This window comes from Mycobacteroides sp. PCS013 (genome assembly GCF_049532645.1).
Classification (GTDB): domain Bacteria; phylum Actinomycetota; class Actinomycetes; order Mycobacteriales; family Mycobacteriaceae; genus Mycobacterium; species Mycobacterium gwanakae.
The window spans coordinates 3148948-3165734 of record NZ_CP150131.1; the positions used below are offsets into that span (position 1 = coordinate 3148948).

Annotated in this window: 14 protein-coding genes; 5 read left to right on the forward strand and 9 right to left on the reverse strand. The window is 64.1% G+C overall.

All coding sequences use genetic code 11. The features are described 5' to 3' along the window. Window positions 1-6 precede the first annotated feature (6 nt). From RHO23_RS15770 to RHO23_RS15795, 6 genes are all read right to left on the reverse strand, one after another. On the reverse strand, window positions 7-549 hold the full coding sequence (locus tag RHO23_RS15770; protein WP_030096661.1) for a DUF3558 domain-containing protein: 543 nt from the start codon (window positions 547-549) through the stop codon (window positions 7-9). Continuing rightward, window positions 546-1109, reverse strand: coding sequence for a DUF3558 family protein (locus RHO23_RS15775; RefSeq protein ID WP_030096660.1), 564 nt, complete (start codon window positions 1107-1109; stop codon window positions 546-548). Before RHO23_RS15775 ends, RHO23_RS15770 begins: the two co-directional genes overlap by 4 nt. A 74-nt stretch (window positions 1110-1183) precedes the next feature. After that, window positions 1184-1951, reverse strand: a complete 768-nt coding sequence (locus RHO23_RS15780) for a crotonase/enoyl-CoA hydratase family protein (protein WP_064409516.1) — start codon at window positions 1949-1951, stop codon at window positions 1184-1186. Then, a complete protein-coding gene (locus RHO23_RS15785; RefSeq protein WP_418037350.1) occupies window positions 1948-2691 on the reverse strand; it encodes a PaaX family transcriptional regulator C-terminal domain-containing protein in 744 nt (247 codons plus the stop codon). Before RHO23_RS15785 ends, RHO23_RS15780 begins: the two co-directional genes overlap by 4 nt. Before the next feature lie 2 nt (window positions 2692-2693). After that, on the reverse strand, window positions 2694-3581 hold the full coding sequence (locus RHO23_RS15790; RefSeq protein ID WP_044105293.1) for a crotonase/enoyl-CoA hydratase family protein: 888 nt from the start codon (window positions 3579-3581) through the stop codon (window positions 2694-2696). Window positions 3582-3602: 21 nt separating this feature from the next. Continuing rightward, window positions 3603-5237, reverse strand: a complete 1635-nt coding sequence (locus RHO23_RS15795; RefSeq protein WP_423488047.1) for an acyl-CoA dehydrogenase family protein — start codon at window positions 5235-5237, stop codon at window positions 3603-3605. An 86-nt stretch (window positions 5238-5323) separates the two neighbouring features. Between RHO23_RS15795 and RHO23_RS15800 the strand changes: the two genes are divergently transcribed. The 4 genes from RHO23_RS15800 to RHO23_RS15815 all read left to right on the forward strand — a co-directional run bounded on the left by RHO23_RS15800 (window position 5324) and on the right by RHO23_RS15815 (window position 7235). Further along, a complete protein-coding gene (locus tag RHO23_RS15800; RefSeq protein WP_423488048.1) occupies window positions 5324-6028 on the forward strand; it encodes a hypothetical protein in 705 nt (234 codons plus the stop codon). 65 nt (window positions 6029-6093) lie between these two features. Further along, window positions 6094-6450, forward strand: a complete 357-nt coding sequence (locus tag RHO23_RS15805; RefSeq protein WP_064409520.1) for an ArsR/SmtB family transcription factor — start codon at window positions 6094-6096, stop codon at window positions 6448-6450. A 3-nt stretch (window positions 6451-6453) separates the two neighbouring features. Next, entirely contained in the window at window positions 6454-6939 is a 486-nt protein-coding gene (locus tag RHO23_RS15810) for an SRPBCC family protein (RefSeq protein WP_030096653.1), read from the forward strand. A 5-nt stretch (window positions 6940-6944) separates the two neighbouring features. Continuing rightward, a complete protein-coding gene (locus tag RHO23_RS15815) occupies window positions 6945-7235 on the forward strand; it encodes a DUF1905 domain-containing protein (RefSeq protein WP_070920872.1) in 291 nt (96 codons plus the stop codon). Here RHO23_RS15815 and RHO23_RS15820 read toward each other — a convergent pair. After that, window positions 7232-8635: an amino acid permease gene (locus tag RHO23_RS15820; protein ID WP_030096651.1), complete on the reverse strand. Its 1404-nt coding sequence runs from the start codon at window positions 8633-8635 to the stop codon at window positions 7232-7234. The genes RHO23_RS15815 and RHO23_RS15820 overlap by 4 nt on opposite strands. Window positions 8636-8771: 136 nt before the next feature. On the opposite strand from RHO23_RS15820, the gene RHO23_RS15825 reads away from it, so the two are divergent. Then, on the forward strand, window positions 8772-9026 hold the full coding sequence (locus tag RHO23_RS15825; protein WP_423488049.1) for a hypothetical protein: 255 nt from the start codon (window positions 8772-8774) through the stop codon (window positions 9024-9026). A 27-nt stretch (window positions 9027-9053) separates the two neighbouring features. On the opposite strand, the gene RHO23_RS15830 is transcribed toward RHO23_RS15825, so the two are convergent. After that, window positions 9054-13001 (reverse strand): DNA-directed RNA polymerase subunit beta', encoded by a 3948-nt coding sequence (locus RHO23_RS15830; RefSeq protein ID WP_030096649.1) that lies wholly within the window; start codon window positions 12999-13001, stop codon window positions 9054-9056. A gap of 35 nt (window positions 13002-13036) precedes the next feature. Further along, complete coding sequence (locus RHO23_RS15835; protein WP_101312781.1) at window positions 13037-16552, reverse strand: DNA-directed RNA polymerase subunit beta; 3516 nt, start codon at window positions 16550-16552, stop codon at window positions 13037-13039. Window positions 16553-16787 lie beyond the last annotated feature (235 nt).

Here is a 16787-nt window from a genome sequence, read left to right on the forward strand (position 1 = left end):
CACCGCTCACAACACCGTCTGCACGATGTGTTCGACCAGTTGGCGAGCCGCAGTGCAACTATCGCCGCCCTTGCGGTACTGAACCCACCAGGTCAACGAACCGGTACCGGCCGGAACCGTCACCCCGCAGCCCCCGCCGGGGCCAGTGCTGGTGAACCCCTTGCGGCCGTTGATCGTAATGTCGGCGGTCTTCTGTCCCATCCCGTCGGCAGACGTGCGATCGCGGTCGACGTCACCGCCCTCGTAGTAGGCGTACAAGAGGTCGATGAGATTTCCCGCATCATCGGCTGCGACCCAATAGCACAGTGCCCCAAAGAAATTCTGGTAGACCTGGGCGGCCTTGACGGTCTCCACGATCGTCTTCTCATCGAGCGGACCACACTGGCCGTTGGCGAATCCGTAGGGGTCCAGCTTGTCGTTCTCGCCTCGCTCGTTGGAGTTCAGTGACTCTCCCGGAGCGACGGCGGAACCGTCGACGGTGCGCGCACACCCGGTGGGACCGACGAGGAGCAGCGCCGCTGCGGCAAGCGCGCCGACAATCCTTTTCATTGCTTGCCTACCTTGCTGAGCAGTGAGTCCATCAGGGTCTCGACGGCCTTGCACGGGTCGTTCTTGACGTCTCCCGATTGCAGGGACCAATGCAGGAAATCGGGCCCGGATCCCGCGGACAGCTCACACAACCCGACATTGCTCACGCGGTAACCGGGATAGGACTTGGTGGTCACCGATTCCACCGTGTGTCCGAGGTTTCGCGCGACGGACGCCTCCTTCTGTGCCGAGCTGCCCCGATACCAGTACAGCGACAAAGACGTATCTCCGGTTCCGGGGCCGGTGGACCACCGGCAGCCAAGCAGGCTGTCCACATCGCGCTTGAGTGCTGGATTACCCACCGCTGCAGTGACTTCCGCATCGGTCATGCCACCGCAGTCGCCGAGTTTGAAACCCTTACCGGGCCCGTTGTTCACCTCGGGAACCGTGGTCACCTGCACATCGGGAGATCCGCCACCGTCGTCGTCACCGCCGGAGGACCGCGGCGAGCAGCCAGCCAGCACCACGGCGGCAACAACCAGGGCCGATACCGGAACCATCCGCACACTCACGGTGTCCACAGTACGTCCGTATCCCGTGGGTCTCCCTGAAGTCTGAGTGTGTCGGCGCTACTACCGCCCCGGGCTCAGACAGCTCAGACCCCGGCTCCGTGGCGGCCGGCACCCGCGGCGAACCGGCCGGCTCCCTCCAGCGCCTCGGCCGCCACCCGCCCGATGCTGCCGAACTCGTTATCCAATGCCGCGTCCTCGGCCATCCCCCACTGCGCGATCGCCGAATCGCGGTCTGCTCGCACACATTGCTGGGGGAATGCCGCGATCTCCGCCGCCAACGCCTCCGCGGCGGCGCGGGCCTGCCCACGAGGCACCACGCGATTGGCCAGGCCGATGTCCAGAGCCTCTGGTGCGGCGACGGGACGCCCGGTGAGGATGAGGTCCATGGCACGCGAGTGCCCGATCAACCGCGGCAATCTGATCGTCCCGCCATCGATGAGCGGCACGCCCCAGCGCCTGCAGAACACCCCCAGGACGGCGTCCTCCTCGACCACCCGAAGGTCACACCACAACGCGAGCTCGATACCACCGGCGACGGCATGCCCCGATATCGCAGCGATCACCGGCTTGGACAGCCGCAGCCGTGACGGGCCCATCGGACCGGGGCCGTGCGGGTGCAGTTCATTTCCACGGTCGGTGCCCATGGCCTTGAGATCTGCTCCGGCACAGAATGTTCCGCCATCACCCCAGAGCACCGCCACGGATGCCTCCGGGTCGGCGTCAAACTCGGCGAACGCCGCGAGCAGCGCCGCGGCGGTTGGGCCGTCAACGGCGTTACGAGCGTGGGGGCGGTTGAGAATGACCGTGGTCACCGGTCCTGCCTTCTCTACGCGAACAGCATTCTCACTCACAGGGAGGCCTCCTCCATCTCGGCATTGTCGCGCAGTGTCACCAGTTCATCCTTGAACTCCCGGTAACGGGAACGTATTTCGTCGGCCGGCCAGTCCGTCGGCAACAACTCATCCGGTAGCACCGGGTCGGCGAGCAGATGCCGCACCATCGCCGCAGCCAGCACAAATCGCGCAGGAATTGCCTCGGCCTGATCCCACCACCGCAACAGGGACGTCGCATAGAGCGACCACCCGGGCAGATCCCACAGCTGAGCGGACAATGCTTCGGGGGTCGCGGTCCGGGTCTGCAACACCCAGACGTGGTCGGTAACCGAAGGTGGCAGCTCGATGTCCAGATTGTCCGGACGCAGCCACACTCCCTCGCGCAGTTCTCCGAAACGGCTTTGCCGCAACGTGGTTCGCAGGTCATTGCGGTCACGCGCATCGCGCCCCACGCTGGTGATAACCAGCTGTGTCCAGTCTCCGTTCCAGGAACGCCGATGCGGATCGCAGGCCTCGTCCTGCCGCAGCTGACGGGCCTGCAGACGCTCGGCGAGCCGATATCCCGATTCGGTTCGCGCAAGATCTCCCGCAGAGACCATCCGGGTCAGCGCCACCCTTACCGTGGTATCACTGATTCCGAATAAGGTTGTCAGTGAACGCATTTCGCGCACAGACAGCTCCGCAGGGTGTGCGCCCAGCAGCAGGCTCAGGATGACCGAACGCGCGGTCATCGGGTGATGCTCGACCGGGTTAGTCATCGCTACAGATCGGTGGGCCTGCGGCCGTAATCACCGAAGGGCTCATCACGATGCCGGACCGCTTGCCGGTAACCGTTCGTCATGGCATCGAACGTGAACGCGTGGGCCTCCGCGGTGTGCCGGGATATGCCGTCGAAGACGGTGCCCACCATGGCGCTATTGGCAATGCCCTGGTTGATGAGCACCGAGTTGCATGCGAGCTTGACCATCATCAACTGGTTCAACGGCATCGCGGCGATCCGCGCCACCAATCGCTCGGTGCGCTCGTCCAGATCATCGGGCTCCGGCGCTTCGACCGCCAAACCCCACTCGTATGCCTGCTTACCCGACAGACAATCTCCGGTCAGCATAAGGCGTTTCGCCCGCTGATCGCCGAGCTTGTGTGCCCACAGCCCGGTGGCCGGTACACCCCATACCCGGGTGGGCGGGTACCCGATCTTGGCATCGGCAGCGACGATCAACTGGTCGGCATGCAAGGCGATGTCGGTACCACCGGCCACGCAATACCCGTGCACCTTCACCACGGTCGGCTTGTTGGCGTGCAACAACGAGGAGAAGCCGCGGGTGAACCGGCTCATCATCTGGTAGTCGAGCATGGGGTCCCAGTTGATGTTCGGCAGGTGGTTGCGCAGCTGCACCTCACCGTCTAGCGCGGTGCCTGAATACTGCGCCGTGCCTTCATCGTTCGCCTCAGCATAGGCACTGAGGTCGAAGCCCCCGCAGAATCCGTCTCCCCTGCCCGACACCAGGATGACGTGAACCTGCGGATCCAGGTCGGCACGCTCCACCAGTGCCGCCAGTTCCAGTGGGGTCTCGGCGATGATGGCGTTGCCCTGTTCGGGCCGGTTGAAGGTGATGCGCGCGACGCGGTCGGTGACCTCGTAGGTCATCGTCTTGAGTGTGTCCACCGGCTAGCTACCCGACTTGACGGTCGCCCGCTCCAGGATGGGCGAAAGGTCCAGTCCGGTGGGGAGCGTGCCGAACGCACCACCCCAGTCACCGGCAAGCCGGGTCGCCAGGAATGCCTGTGCGACCGCCGGATGACCATGACGGACCAGCAGCGCCCCCTGCAGCGCGAGGCAGATGTCCTCGGCGACCTTGCGGGCACGGTAGGTGACCGAATCCAGATCACCGAGCTGCGAATGCAATCCGTTGATATGGCGGTCCAGCCGTTCGTCCTGCCCCTGAGCGAGCGCAAGCTCCTTGAACAGCACCTCGATGCACTCGGGCTTGGTGGCCATGGCGCGCAACGTGTCCAGGGCGCTGACGTTCCCCGAACCTTCCCAGATTCCCATCAGCGGTGCTTCACGATAAAGACGCGGCAGTCCTGAATCCTCGACATACCCATTGCCACCCAGACATTCCATCGCCTCACCGGCATGTGGGGTCGCCCGCTTACACACCCAATACTTGCTGGCGGCCAAGCCGATACGGCGTAACAGGGACTCGGTCTCGTCACCGCGGGTGGCGCGGTCCGTGGCACCCGCCATCCGCATCGCGACCATGGTGGCGGCCTCCGCTTCGATGGCGAGGTCCGCGAGCACGTTGCGCATGAGTGGCTGATCGATGAGGTAATCACCGAAGGCCTTGCGATGCTGAGCATGGTGCATGGCCAGCGCCACACCGGCGCGCATGCTGGTGGCCGATCCCAGGGTGCAGTCCAGCCGCGTCATGTTCACCATCTCGATGATGGTCTTGACGCCCTTGCCTTCCTCACCGACGAGCCATGCCGTGGCGTCGTCGTACTCGACCTCCGAGGATGCGTTGGAATGGTTGCCGAGCTTGTCCTTCAAGCGCTGCAACCGCATCCGGTTACGGGTGCCATCCGGCAGTATCCGCGGCAGGAAGAAACATGACAGGCCGCCGGGCGCCTGGGCGAGCACCAGGAACACATCGCACATCGGCGCCGAGGTGAACCACTTGTGCCCCACCAACGTATAGCTGCCGTCGGCGTTCGGCGTGGCCGTGGTGGTGCCTGCGCGCACATCCGAGCCGCCCTGCTTCTCGGTCATGGACATACCCGCGGTCAGCCCTGCCTTGGTGGCGGGTACCGAAAGCACCGGGTCGTAGACACGACTGGACAGCAGCGGCTCGTAGATGGCCGCCAGCTCGGGATTGGCACGCAGAGCCGGTATCACTGCGTAGGTCATCGAGATGGGACACATGTGGCCTGGATCGGCAGTCCATACGCCGGTCTTCGCGGCACGCACGACGTGAGCGCCCGGCCGGTCGTCTGCCCACGGTGCCCCATGTAGTCCATGAGCGACTGCTTCCCGCATGAGCTCGTGATAGGCCGGGTCAAACTCGATGTCGTCGACGCGATGACCCCAACGGTCGTGGGTGTGCAGCACCGGACGGTTCCGGTTCGCCAACTCGCCGGCGCGCTGCATGCGGTCGGTGCCGTTGAGCGCACCGACCTCGACAACCTCGTCGACACCCCACTGACCACCTTCGCGAATGAGGGCTTCCATCAGCACGGGACTGGTCGCGGCGTTGCAGTCGCGCAGGGCGGGGACCTGATTGGTGACGACATGCGTATCGGCCATGCGTCCAGTGTTACATTTCTACGACAACCGCACAAGATCTGTTCACATGCCATTCCGTGCGCCTCTCGTGCGCTAGAAAGAAAAGCGTGGAGAAGGTCGTCTTCGTGCTGCGCCAACCGCCCGACGCCGCCACCGATGAGTGGTCTGAGCAGCTACGCACGAACGTTGTGGACAAGATCCGGGCCACGGGCCCGCATGGCCTGACCATATGCGTGCATGACGCCGCAGTGCGTGCCGCGAGCCTGCGTCTGGTAGCCCTGGACCCGCCCTTCGCCGCCACCGTCAGCGTGTGGGTTCAGCAGTCATATGGTCCGGCGATACGCGAGATCGAGGCAATCCTCGCCGCAGCATCGGCCAATGCACACGGATATCTGGTGACGGAGTCGGTGCCGCTACCAGCCCCCGAGCCCGAACCGGGATCGCGGTCAACGGGTTTCACCAACATCGCACTGCTGCGCAGGCCCGCCGACATGCCCTTCGACACCTGGCGTCAGCAGTGGCAGGGCGTGCATACCCACAACGCGCTCGAGCTGCAATCGACCATCGGCTATGAACAGAACCTGGTCGTACGCGCCGTCACGGCCGACGCACCCGCGACCTCAGCCATCGTCTTCGAGCAGTTCCCCGCGACGGCCCTCACCGACCCACTGGCCTGGTACGGCGCCGCGGATCAACAGCAGCTGAGCCAACGCGCGATGGCCATGCTCGAGAGCGTCAAAGCCTTTGGAGCCCATACCAACATCGACACCGTGGCCACCAGTCGATACGACGTAATTCGACCGTTCTCGTGACACCTGTCGCACCCCCGCCGACATCACACTCTTGACATACAACCAAATGGTTGTAGATTGGAATTGTGACCGACTCGGATGAGGACAGGGCTGACGCCATGTTCCATGCACTCTCCGACCGCACCCGACGCGACATCCTGCGGCGCGTGTTGGCCGGCGAGCACTCGGTCTCGACGCTTGCGGCGAACTACGACATGAGTTTCGCCGCAGTGCAAAAGCACGTCGCCGTGCTGGAGAAGTCCGGGCTGCTGACAAAAAGACGCAACGGCCGCGAACAGCTGGCCAGCGGCGACGTAGAAGCGGTTCGCTCGGTTGGCGCCATGCTCACCGAGCTTGAGCAGTTCTGGCGCGGCAGGATCGCCCGCATCGACGAACTCATCGCATACCCATCATCGACGCTCGATACACCAGGTAAGGACTGAATCATGCCCGTCACCAACGTCACTCACGATATCGATACCCTGACCATCACCATCGACGCGGAGTTCGAAGCGCCGATCAGCCGGATCTGGCAGATCTATGCCGACCCGCGTCAACTCGAAAAGGTATGGGGTCCACCAAGCTATCCGGCCACGTTCGTCGACCATGACTTCACGCCCGGCGGCCGGGTGAATTACTACATGACCGGACCGGATGGCGCACGGTATGCGGGCTGGTGGGAGCTCACGACCATCGATGAACCGAACAGCTTCGCGTTCAGGGATGGCTTCTCCGACGAAGATCTGAATCCGGTTGACAACATGCCGGTCTCGACGAACCTCTACACCTTCGCCGAAAAGGACGGCCGCACCCTGGCGACCTACGTCAGCACGTTTGAGACTGCCGAGGCACTGCAACAGGTACTGGACATGGGCGTCATCGAAGGTGCGTCGTCGGCGATCAACCAGATCGACGACCTCATCGGTTCGTAAGCGCCATGGTGCACTACCGCGACCCCGGCACCATCACCTTCGAGGCGACGATCGAGCAGCCCGAGGGCCCCGGCGCCTACGTCGTGTTCCCGTTCTCCGCTGTCGACACCTTCGGAGTCAAGGCCAGGGTGCCGGTGCACGCCGTGTTCGACGGCTCGGTGACCTACACGGGCTCGCTGGCACCGTATGGCGGCAGGCACCTACTCGGGGTGCGCAAGGACATTCAGAAACAGCTGGGCAAGGGGCCCGGGGACACCGTGCGCGTCGAGGTCAGACTCGATACCGACCGTGCTTAGGCGTCTTGTTTCTCACGCTGGGCCGGCTCACCGTGATGCACGAAGTACCCGAGCACCACGATCGCGAACCACACCAGGCCCACCAGGATCGCGGTACGGCCATCCTCCGTGAAGAACAGCAGCACCACGACCAGCGCAAGGAAGGCCAGCGCCAAGATGTTCGTCACCGGCGCCCCCGGCAGCCGGTAATCCGAAGCAGGCAGCTCGCCGGCCGCGACCCGCTTCCGGTAAATCAAGTGGGACACCAGGATCGAGCCCCACACGAAAATGATGCCGATGGTCGATACCGACGTGATGTAGGCGAACGCCTTGTCCGGTGAGAGCCAGTTCACGAACACGCCAATGCCCATGGCCAGCGCGGAGAAGCAGATGGCCAACATCGGGACGTGCCGCGAACTCAGCGACTGCAGACCCACCGGGGCATCGCCACGTTGCGCCAGGCTGCGCACCATCCGGCCCGTGGAGTAGATGCCCGAGTTGCAGGAGGACAGGGCGGCCGTCAGCAAGATGAAGTTCACGATGTTCGCCGCCTGCGGAATGTTCAGGTACTCGAACACCGCGACGAAGGGGCTCTCGCCCTTGTGGTAGTTCCGCCAGCCCTGAATCGACAGGATGACGATCAGCGCACCCACGTAGAAGAGCCCGATGCGGAATGGCAGGGTGTTAATCGCCTTGCGCAGGGTGACTTTCGGGTTCTCGGCCTCCCCCGCCGTCACACCCACGAGCTCAACACCGACATAGGCGAACACAACGATCTGCAAGCTCAGCAGCGCCTGGCTGAATCCGGTCGGGAAGAACCCGCCGTCGTTCCACAGATTGGCGACTGCGGGGCCCGACTCCGGCCCGAGGCCCGCGATGGGAAGCAGCACACCGATGCCGATGATGATCATGCCGACGATCGCCGTCACCTTGATCATCGAGAACCAGAACTCGGCCTCGCCGAAGATCTTCACCGATATCAGGTTGGCCGCGAACAGGATCAGCAGAACAGCCAGGGCGGTGACCCACTGCGGAATACCGGGCCACCACCGCTGGATGTAGACCCCGGCGACGGTAATCTCCGCCATACAGGTGGTGGCCCACACCGCCCAGTACGTCCAACCGTTGGCGAATCCGGCGAAACGCCCCATGAACTCTTCGGCGTACTCGGAGATGCTGCCCGACACCGGCCGATAGACCAGCAGTTCACCGAGTGCCCGCATGATCACGAAGATGGCCAGACCTGCCACCAGGTACGCCAAGATGAGCGCCGGACCGGCCTTCTCGATGGCACCGCCGGCGCCGTAGAACAGGCCGGTGCCGATCGCACCGCCGATTGCGATCATCTGCACCGTGCGTGCGGATAGGCCACGTGAGTAACCGGCGTCGGGCGTCTCGGATTCGGAATTGGCAACGGTCATCGGAACATCATTGCGTGAGCAGACACTTATTGCACGGGAAACCCGGACACACCGTCCACAACTCGCGTGGAATTGCGTGGCCTGGCTAGGTATTTATGCGCTGAGCCGACTTCTCTTACGTACATAGGCTTCTGGCATGCTCAACCCACAGTTCATTGGACGCGTGGCATTGCCGATATTCGCCGCGGTACTTCCGTTCATGATTATCGCCGGACAGCTCCGTCTGGACGTTTGTCGCTGGTGGATCGTCTACGGCACCGCAACCATGGTGGCTGCCCTGATGGGTATCACCACGTTCATCGCACCCGTGGTTCTCGTTGTCGTTGCCGGGAGTGCCTTGCGGCGCGCGTGGATCGCCGCAAGGCGAAAGGGAAAGGCCCCCGGGGTGTAACCCGGGGGCCTTTCTCCTGCTTGCGATCTAGCGGTAGTCGCTGTATCCGTAGTCGTCCAGCGGCACCGCAGCACCGGTGTTGGAACCGAAGTCGGGGCTGTAGTACTGATCCTCGTACGACGGGATCGTGTACGCGGCGGCCCGCGCCTCTTCGGTCGGTTGCACCGAGATGTTGCGGTAACGGTTGATACCGGTACCAGCCGGGATCAACTTACCGATGATGACGTTCTCCTTCAGACCATTCAGTCTGTCGCTGCGGCAGTTGATGGCCGCATCGGTCAGCACGCGAGTGGTCTCCTGGAAGGACGCCGCCGACAGCCACGAGTCGGTGGCCAGCGATGCCTTGGTGATGCCCATCAGCACCGGACGGCCGGCCGCGGGCTCGTTGCCCTCGGCCACCACGCGACGGTTCGCGGTCTCGAACTCGCCACGCTCGGTGAGCGAGCCGGGCAGGAATTCCGTTGCGCCCGAGTCGATGATCGTCACGCGACGCAGCATCTGGCGCACGATGACCTCGATGTGCTTGTCGTGGATCGACACACCCTGGCTGCGGTACACCTCCTGGACCTCGTTGACCAGGTGCACCTGCACCTGACGCGGGCCCATGACACGGAGCACCTCGTGCGGATCGGCCGCACCCTCCATGAGCTGCTGTCCGACCTCGACGTGGTCGCCATCGGCCAGCGGACGCTCCGAACCGTCCTCGTGCTTGAAGACGCGCAGGCGCTGACGCTTGGAGAGCTTGTCGTAGACAACTTCCTCGCCACCGTCATCCGGGATGATGGTGATCTTGTAGAAGCGCTCGCCCTCTTCCAGGCGAACCCGTCCGGTGACATCGGCAATTGGCGCCTTGCCCTTGGGAACTCGCGCCTCGAACAGCTCGGTGACACGCGGCAGACCACCGGTGATGTCGTCACCGACGCCACCCTGGTGGAAGGTACGCATGGTCAGCTGGGTACCGGGCTCACCGATGGACTGTGCGGCCACGATGCCCGCCGCCTCACCGATGTCGACGAGCTTGCCGGTTGCCATCGAGCGGCCGTAGCACATCGCGCAGACCCCGGTACCGGTGGTGCAGGTGAGCACCGACCGCACCTTGACCGTGGTGACGCCCGCGGCGAGAAGCTTCTCGATCGCCGGGTCACCCAGGTCGTGTCCACGCTCCACCAGCACGTTGCCATCGGCATCCACCGCGTCAGCGGCGAGAGTCCGTGCGTACGCAGAGGTTTCGATGTGCGCGTCGCGGATCAGCGTGCCGTCGTCCTGCTTCTCGGCGATGGTCACGTTGATGCCACGCTCGGTACCGCAGTCGTGCTCGCGGACGATGACGTCCTGCGAGACGTCCACCAGACGACGGGTCAGGTAACCCGAGTCAGCGGTGCGAAGCGCGGTGTCCGCCAGACCCTTACGGGCGCCGTGCGTGTTGATGAAGTACTCCAGAACGGTCAGGCCCTCACGGAACGAGGACTTGATCGGCCGTGGGATGTACTCACCCTTCGGGTTAGTCACCAGACCCTTCATGCCCGCCAGGTTGCGCACCTGGGTCATGTTGCCGGTCGCGCCGGACTTGGGCAGCAAGGTGATCGGGTTGTCAGCCGGGTAGTGCTCCTCCAGCGCCTTACCGACCTCGTCGGTGGCTTCCTGCCAGATCTTGACCAGCGCGTCGCGACGCTCCTGGTTGTTCAAAGCACCACGCTGGTACTGCTTTTCGATCCGCTCCGCTTCCTTCTCGTAGCGGTCCAGGATCTCCGCCTTCTGCGGCGGCACCAGCACGTCGGCCATCGAGACCGTGACACCCGAACGCGTGGCCCAGTGGAAACCGGCGTCCTTCAGCTTGTCGACGGTCTGCGCAACCACGATCATCGGGAACCGCTCGGCGAGGTCGTTGATGATCGCCGACTGCACCTTCTTGTGCATCTGCTTGTTCACGAACGGGTACCCGTGGGGCAGCAGTTCGTTGAACAGCACGCGGCCCAGCGTGGTCTCGGCGACCCAGGCATCGCCTGGCTGCCAACCGTTTTCGAACAGCTCGGCCTCAACCTCGGCCGGCGGACGCTGCTGCGTCAGCCGCACCCGGATCGGTGCACGCACGCTCAGCGCGCCACGATCCAGGGCCATGATGGCCTCGGCGGGCGAGCTGTAAACACCGGTCTCCGGCTGGTCCTTGGCGGCCGGGGCATGCGCACCGGTATCGCCGGGGACCTCGGTGGTCAGGAAGTACAGACCGGTCACCATGTCCAGACGCGGCATGGCCAGCGGGCGGCCCGACGCGGGCGACAGGATGTTGTTCGAGGACAGCATCAGGATGCGAGCCTCGGCCTGCGCCTCCGCCGACAGCGGCAGGTGCACGGCCATCTGGTCACCGTCGAAGTCGGCGTTGAACGCCTCACACACCAGCGGGTGCAGCTGAATTGCCTTGCCTTCCACCAGCTGCGGCTCGAAGGCCTGGATACCCAGGCGGTGCAGCGTTGGTGCACGGTTCAGCAGCACCGGGTGCTCGGCGATGACCTCTTCGAGGACATCCCACACCTGAGCGCGCTGACGCTCCACCATGCGCTTGGCGCTCTTGATGTTCTGCGCGTGGTTCAGGTCGACCAGACGCTTCATCACGAACGGCTTGAACAGCTCCAGAGCCATCAGCTTGGGCAGACCGCACTGGTGCAGCTTGAGCTGCGGGCCGACCACGATGACCGAACGGCCCGAGTAGTCAACGCGCTTACCGAGCAGGTTCTGGCGGAACCGACCCTGCTTACCCTTGAGCAGATCCGACAGCGACTTCAGCGGACGGTTACCCGGTCCGGTGACCGGACGTCCACGACGGCCGTTGTCGAACAGCGCATCCACGGACTCCTGCAGCATCCGCTTCTCGTTGTTGACGATGATCTCGGGCGCACCCAGATCGATCAGTCGCTTGAGGCGGTTGTTGCGGTTGATCACGCGGCGGTACAGGTCGTTCAGGTCAGAGGTCGCGAAACGGCCACCGTCGAGCTGAACCATCGGACGCAGCTCCGGCGGGATCACCGGTACCGCGTCGAGCACCATGCCACCGGGGCTGTTGGTGGAGTTCTGGAACGCAGCCACCACCTTCAGGCGCTTGAGGGCACGAAGCTTCTTCTGCCCCTTGCCACTGCGGATGGTCTCGCGCAGGTTCTCGGCCTCGGCATCGAGATCGAAGGTCTGAATGAGCTTCTGCACGGCCTCGGCACCCATGGCACCGGTGAAGTACTCGCCGTAACGGTCCACCAGCTCGCGGTAGAGCACCTCGTCCACGATCAGCTGCTTGGGAGCCAGCTTGGTGAAGGTGGTCCAGATCTCGTCGAGCCGGTCCAGCTCACGCTGGGACCGATCGCGCAGCTGACGCATCTCGCGCTCGCCACCGTCACGCACCTTGCGGCGCACATCGGACTTGGCACCCTCGGCCTCGAGCTCGGCCAGGTCGGCCTCGAGCTTCTGGGCGCGGGCCTCCAGGTCGGCGTCGCGCTGATCGGCGACAGCCTTCTTCTCGACCTCCATCTCGGCCTCAAGCGTCGAGAGCTCGTTGTGACGCAGCTCGTCGTCGACGGCGGTGATGACGTAAGCGGCGAAGTAGATGATCTTTTCCAGATCCTTCGGCGCCAGGTCGAGCAGGTATCCGAGACGCGACGGAACACCCTTGAAGTACCAGATGTGCGTGACCGGGGCGGCCAGCTCGATGTGGCCCATCCGCTCACGGCGCACCTTGGCGCGAGTCACCTCGACGCCACAGCGCTCACAGATGATGCCCTTGAAGCGCACGCGCTTGTACTTGCCGCAGTAGCACTCCCAGTCGCGAGTAGGTCCGAAGATCTTCTCGCAGAACAGGCCGTCCTTCTCGGGCTTGAGCGTGCGGTAGTTGATGGTCTCCGGCTTCTTGACTTCGCCGAAGGACCAGTTACGGATGTCATCCGCCGACGCGAGGCCGATACGGAGTTCATCGAAGAAGTTGACGTCCAGCACGTAAACTCCCTTTCCCCTTGCGGGATAGAAATCGGTTAGGCGAAGTCCTCAATGGACGCAGATTCGTTGCGGGACAAGTTGATTCCCAGGTTCGCGGCAGCGCGCTCCAGGTCCTCGTCGTCGCCGTCGCGCATTTCGATGGCGGCGCCGTCCTTGGACAGCACCTCCACGTTCAGGCACAGCGACTGGAGTTCCTTGAGCAGAACCTTGAACGACTCCGGGATACCCGGCTCGGGGATGTTCTCGCCCTTGACGATCGCCTCGTAGACCTTCACGCGACCGACGGTGTCGTCGGACTTGATGGTCAACAGCTCCTGCAGCGTGTATGCCGCACCGTAGGCCTGCATGGCCCAGCACTCCATCTCACCGAATCGCTGACCACCGAACTGCGCCTTACCACCGAGCGGCTGCTGGGTGATCATCGAGTACGGCCCGGTCGAACGCGCGTGAATCTTGTCGTCGACCAAGTGGTGCAGCTTCAGGATGTACATGTAGCCGACTGTCACCGGGTACGGGAACGGCTCACCGCTACGGCCGTCGAACAGCCGTGCCTTGCCGTCACCGTCCACCATGACCTCGCCGTCCCGGTTGGGCAGCGTCGAGGACAGCAGTCCGGTCAGCTCCTCCTCGCGGGCGCCGTCGAACACCGGGGTGGCCGTGCGGGTGTCGGCCGGGGCCGACTGCAGATCCTCGGGGAGGTTCTGCGCCCACTCGGGGTTGCCCTCGATGTTCCAGCCGGTCTTGGCCACCCACCCCAGGTGGGTCTCCAGAATCTGGCCGATGTTCATACGGCGCGGCACACCGTGGGTGTTCAGGATGATGTCCACCGGGGTGCCATCGGGCAGGAACGGCATGTCCTCGACGGGCAGGATCTTGCCGATGACGCCCTTGTTGCCGTGGCGTCCGGCCAGCTTGTCACCGTCGGAGATCTTGCGCTTCTGCGCGACGTACACGCGAACGAGCTCGTTCACGCCGGCGGGCAGGTCGTCGTCGTCATCACGCGAGAAGACGCGGATGCCGATGACCTTGCCGGACTCACCGTGCGGCACCTTCAGGGAGGTGTCGCGAACCTCGCGGGCCTTCTCACCGAAGATGGCACGCAGCAGGCGCTCCTCGGGGGTCAGCTCGGTCTCACCCTTCGGGGTGACCTTGCCGACGAGGATGTCGCCGTCGCGGACCTCGGCGCCGATGCGGACGATGCCGCGCTCGTCGAGATCTGCCAGCACCTCATCGGAGACGTTCGGGATGTCCCGGGTGATCTCCTCAGCGCCCAGCTTGGTGTCGCGCGCATCGATTTCGTGCTCTTCGATGTGAATCGAGGTGAGCACATCCTCTTCCACCAGACGGTTGGACAGGATGATGGCGTCCTCGTAGTTGTGGCCTTCCCACGGCATGACCGCCACGAGCAGGTTCTTACCGAGGGCCATTTCGCCGTTCTCGGTGCAAGGACCGTCGGCGATGACCTGACCGACCTCGACCCGCTGGCCTTCGTCCACGATGGGCTTCTGGTTGGCGCAGGTGCCGTGGTTGGAACGGGCGAACTTGCGCAACCGGTAGCTCTGGCGGGTGCCGTCGTCGGCCATCACGGTGACGTAGTCGGCGGACACCTCTTCGATGACACCGGCCTTCTCCGCGACGACGACGTCGCCGGCGTCGATGGCGGCACGCAGCTCCATACCGGTACCGACCAGCGGGGCCTCGCTGCGCACCAGCGGAACCGCCTGGCGCTGCATGTTGGCACCCATGAGGGCACGGTTGGCGTCGTCGTGCTCGAGGAACGGGATCATGGCGGTCGCGACCGACACCATCTGGCGCGGCGAGACGTCCATGTAGTCCACCTCGGTCGCCGAGACGAACTCGACCTCGCCACCCTTACGGCGGACCAGGATTTTGTCCTCGGTGAAGCGGCCGTCGGCGTCCACGGGCGAGTTGGCCTGTGCCACGACGTGGCGGTCCTCTTCGTCGGCGGTCAGGTAGTGGATGTCGTCGGTGACGACACCCTCGGACACCTTGCGGTACGGCGTCTCGATGAAGCCGAACGGGTTGACCCGCGCGTACACCGACAGCGAACCGATCAGGCCGATGTTCGGGCCTTCCGGGGTCTCGATCGGGCACATGCGGCCGTAGTGCGAGGGGTGCACGTCGCGGACCTCAAGGCCGGCGCGGTCACGGGTCAGACCACCGGGGCCCAGCGCCGAAAGACGACGCTTGTGGGTCAGACCCGACAGCGGGTTGTTCTGGTCCATGAACTGCGACAGCTGGCTGGTTCCGAAGAACTCCTTGATCGCCGCCACGACGGGACGGATGTTGATCAGGGTCTGCGGGGTGATCGCCTCGACGTCCTGAGTGGTCATGCGCTCACGCACCACGCGCTCCATACGCGACAGGCCGACCCGGATCTGGTTCTGGATCAGCTCGCCCACGGTACGCAGACGACGGTTACCGAAGTGGTCGATGTCGTCGACCTCGACCGGGACCTCGAGGCCGCCGGGGGCGGTCATCGTGGTCTGGCCCTCGTGCAGACGCACCAGGTACTCGATGGTGGCGACGACGTCTTCCTCGGTGAGCGTGGTGGCAGTCACCAGAGCCGGGTTGGCACCGCCAAGACCCAGCTTCTTGTTCACCTTGTACCGGCCCACGCGGGCCAGGTCGTAACGCTTCTCCTTGAAGAACAGGTTCTCCAGCAGGGCCTGCGCGGACTCCTTGGTCGGCGGCTCGCCCGGACGCAGCTTGCGGTAGATGTCCAGCAGGGCCTCGTCGGGACCGGCGATGTTGTCCTTCTCCAGGGTCCCCATCATGATCTCGGAGAACCCGAAACGCTCGACGATCTGCTCGTTGGTCCAGCCGAGTGCCTTCAGCAGCACGGTGACGGGCTGACGACGCTTGCGATCGATGCGCACACCCACGGTGTCGCGCTTGTCGACATCGAACTCGAGCCATGCACCACGGCCGGGGATGACCTTGACGCTGTGCAGGGTCTTCTCGGTCGACTTGTCGATGTTCTCGTCGAAGTAGACGCCGGGCGAACGGACGAGCTGCGACACGACCACGCGCTCGGTGCCGTTGATGATGAAGGTGCCCATGTCGGTCATCATCGGGAAGTCACCCATGAAGACCGTCTGGCTCTTGATCTCGCCGGTGTTGTTGTTGATGAACTCGGCCGTGACGAACAGCGGAGCCGCGTACGTCATGTCCTTGTCTTTGCACTCGTCGACGGGTGCCTTGACCTCGTCGAAGCGCGGGTCGCTGAAGGACAGCGACATCGAGCCCGAGAAGTCCTCGATCGGCGAAAGCTCCGTGAGGATCTCCTCAAGGCCGCCGGTCGGGTTCACCTCACCGCGAGCAGTCGCAACCTCACGCCAGCGGGGTGAGCCAACCAGCCATTCAAAGGACTCCGTCTGCACATCCAGCAGGCCGGGAACCGCGAGCGGTTCACGCAGCTTGGCGAAGGAAAGTCGGCTGGGCGCCCCAGGTACGGAGTTAGTAGTTGCGTTATCGGTCTTAGTCTGGCGAGAGACTGCCAAGATCGGTCCTCCAGTGTTGCCGCGCATCTGCGATGTTTTGCGCAAGCAACGACCAAACACACACCCGATCGATCACAACACGAATGAACACCGTCGTGGCGAGGGAAGGTGGGCAGGAGGCAGCCAGCGCAACGTCTAACAATAGCGTACTATCGCGCAGCCTTCAACTGCACGGTCAATTACGCGGATCAGTGCTGGCTGGCGGCCTCACTGCATTCGCATACGTCCGTGCTGCCAAACAGAGTGACTCGTCGCACGCCGC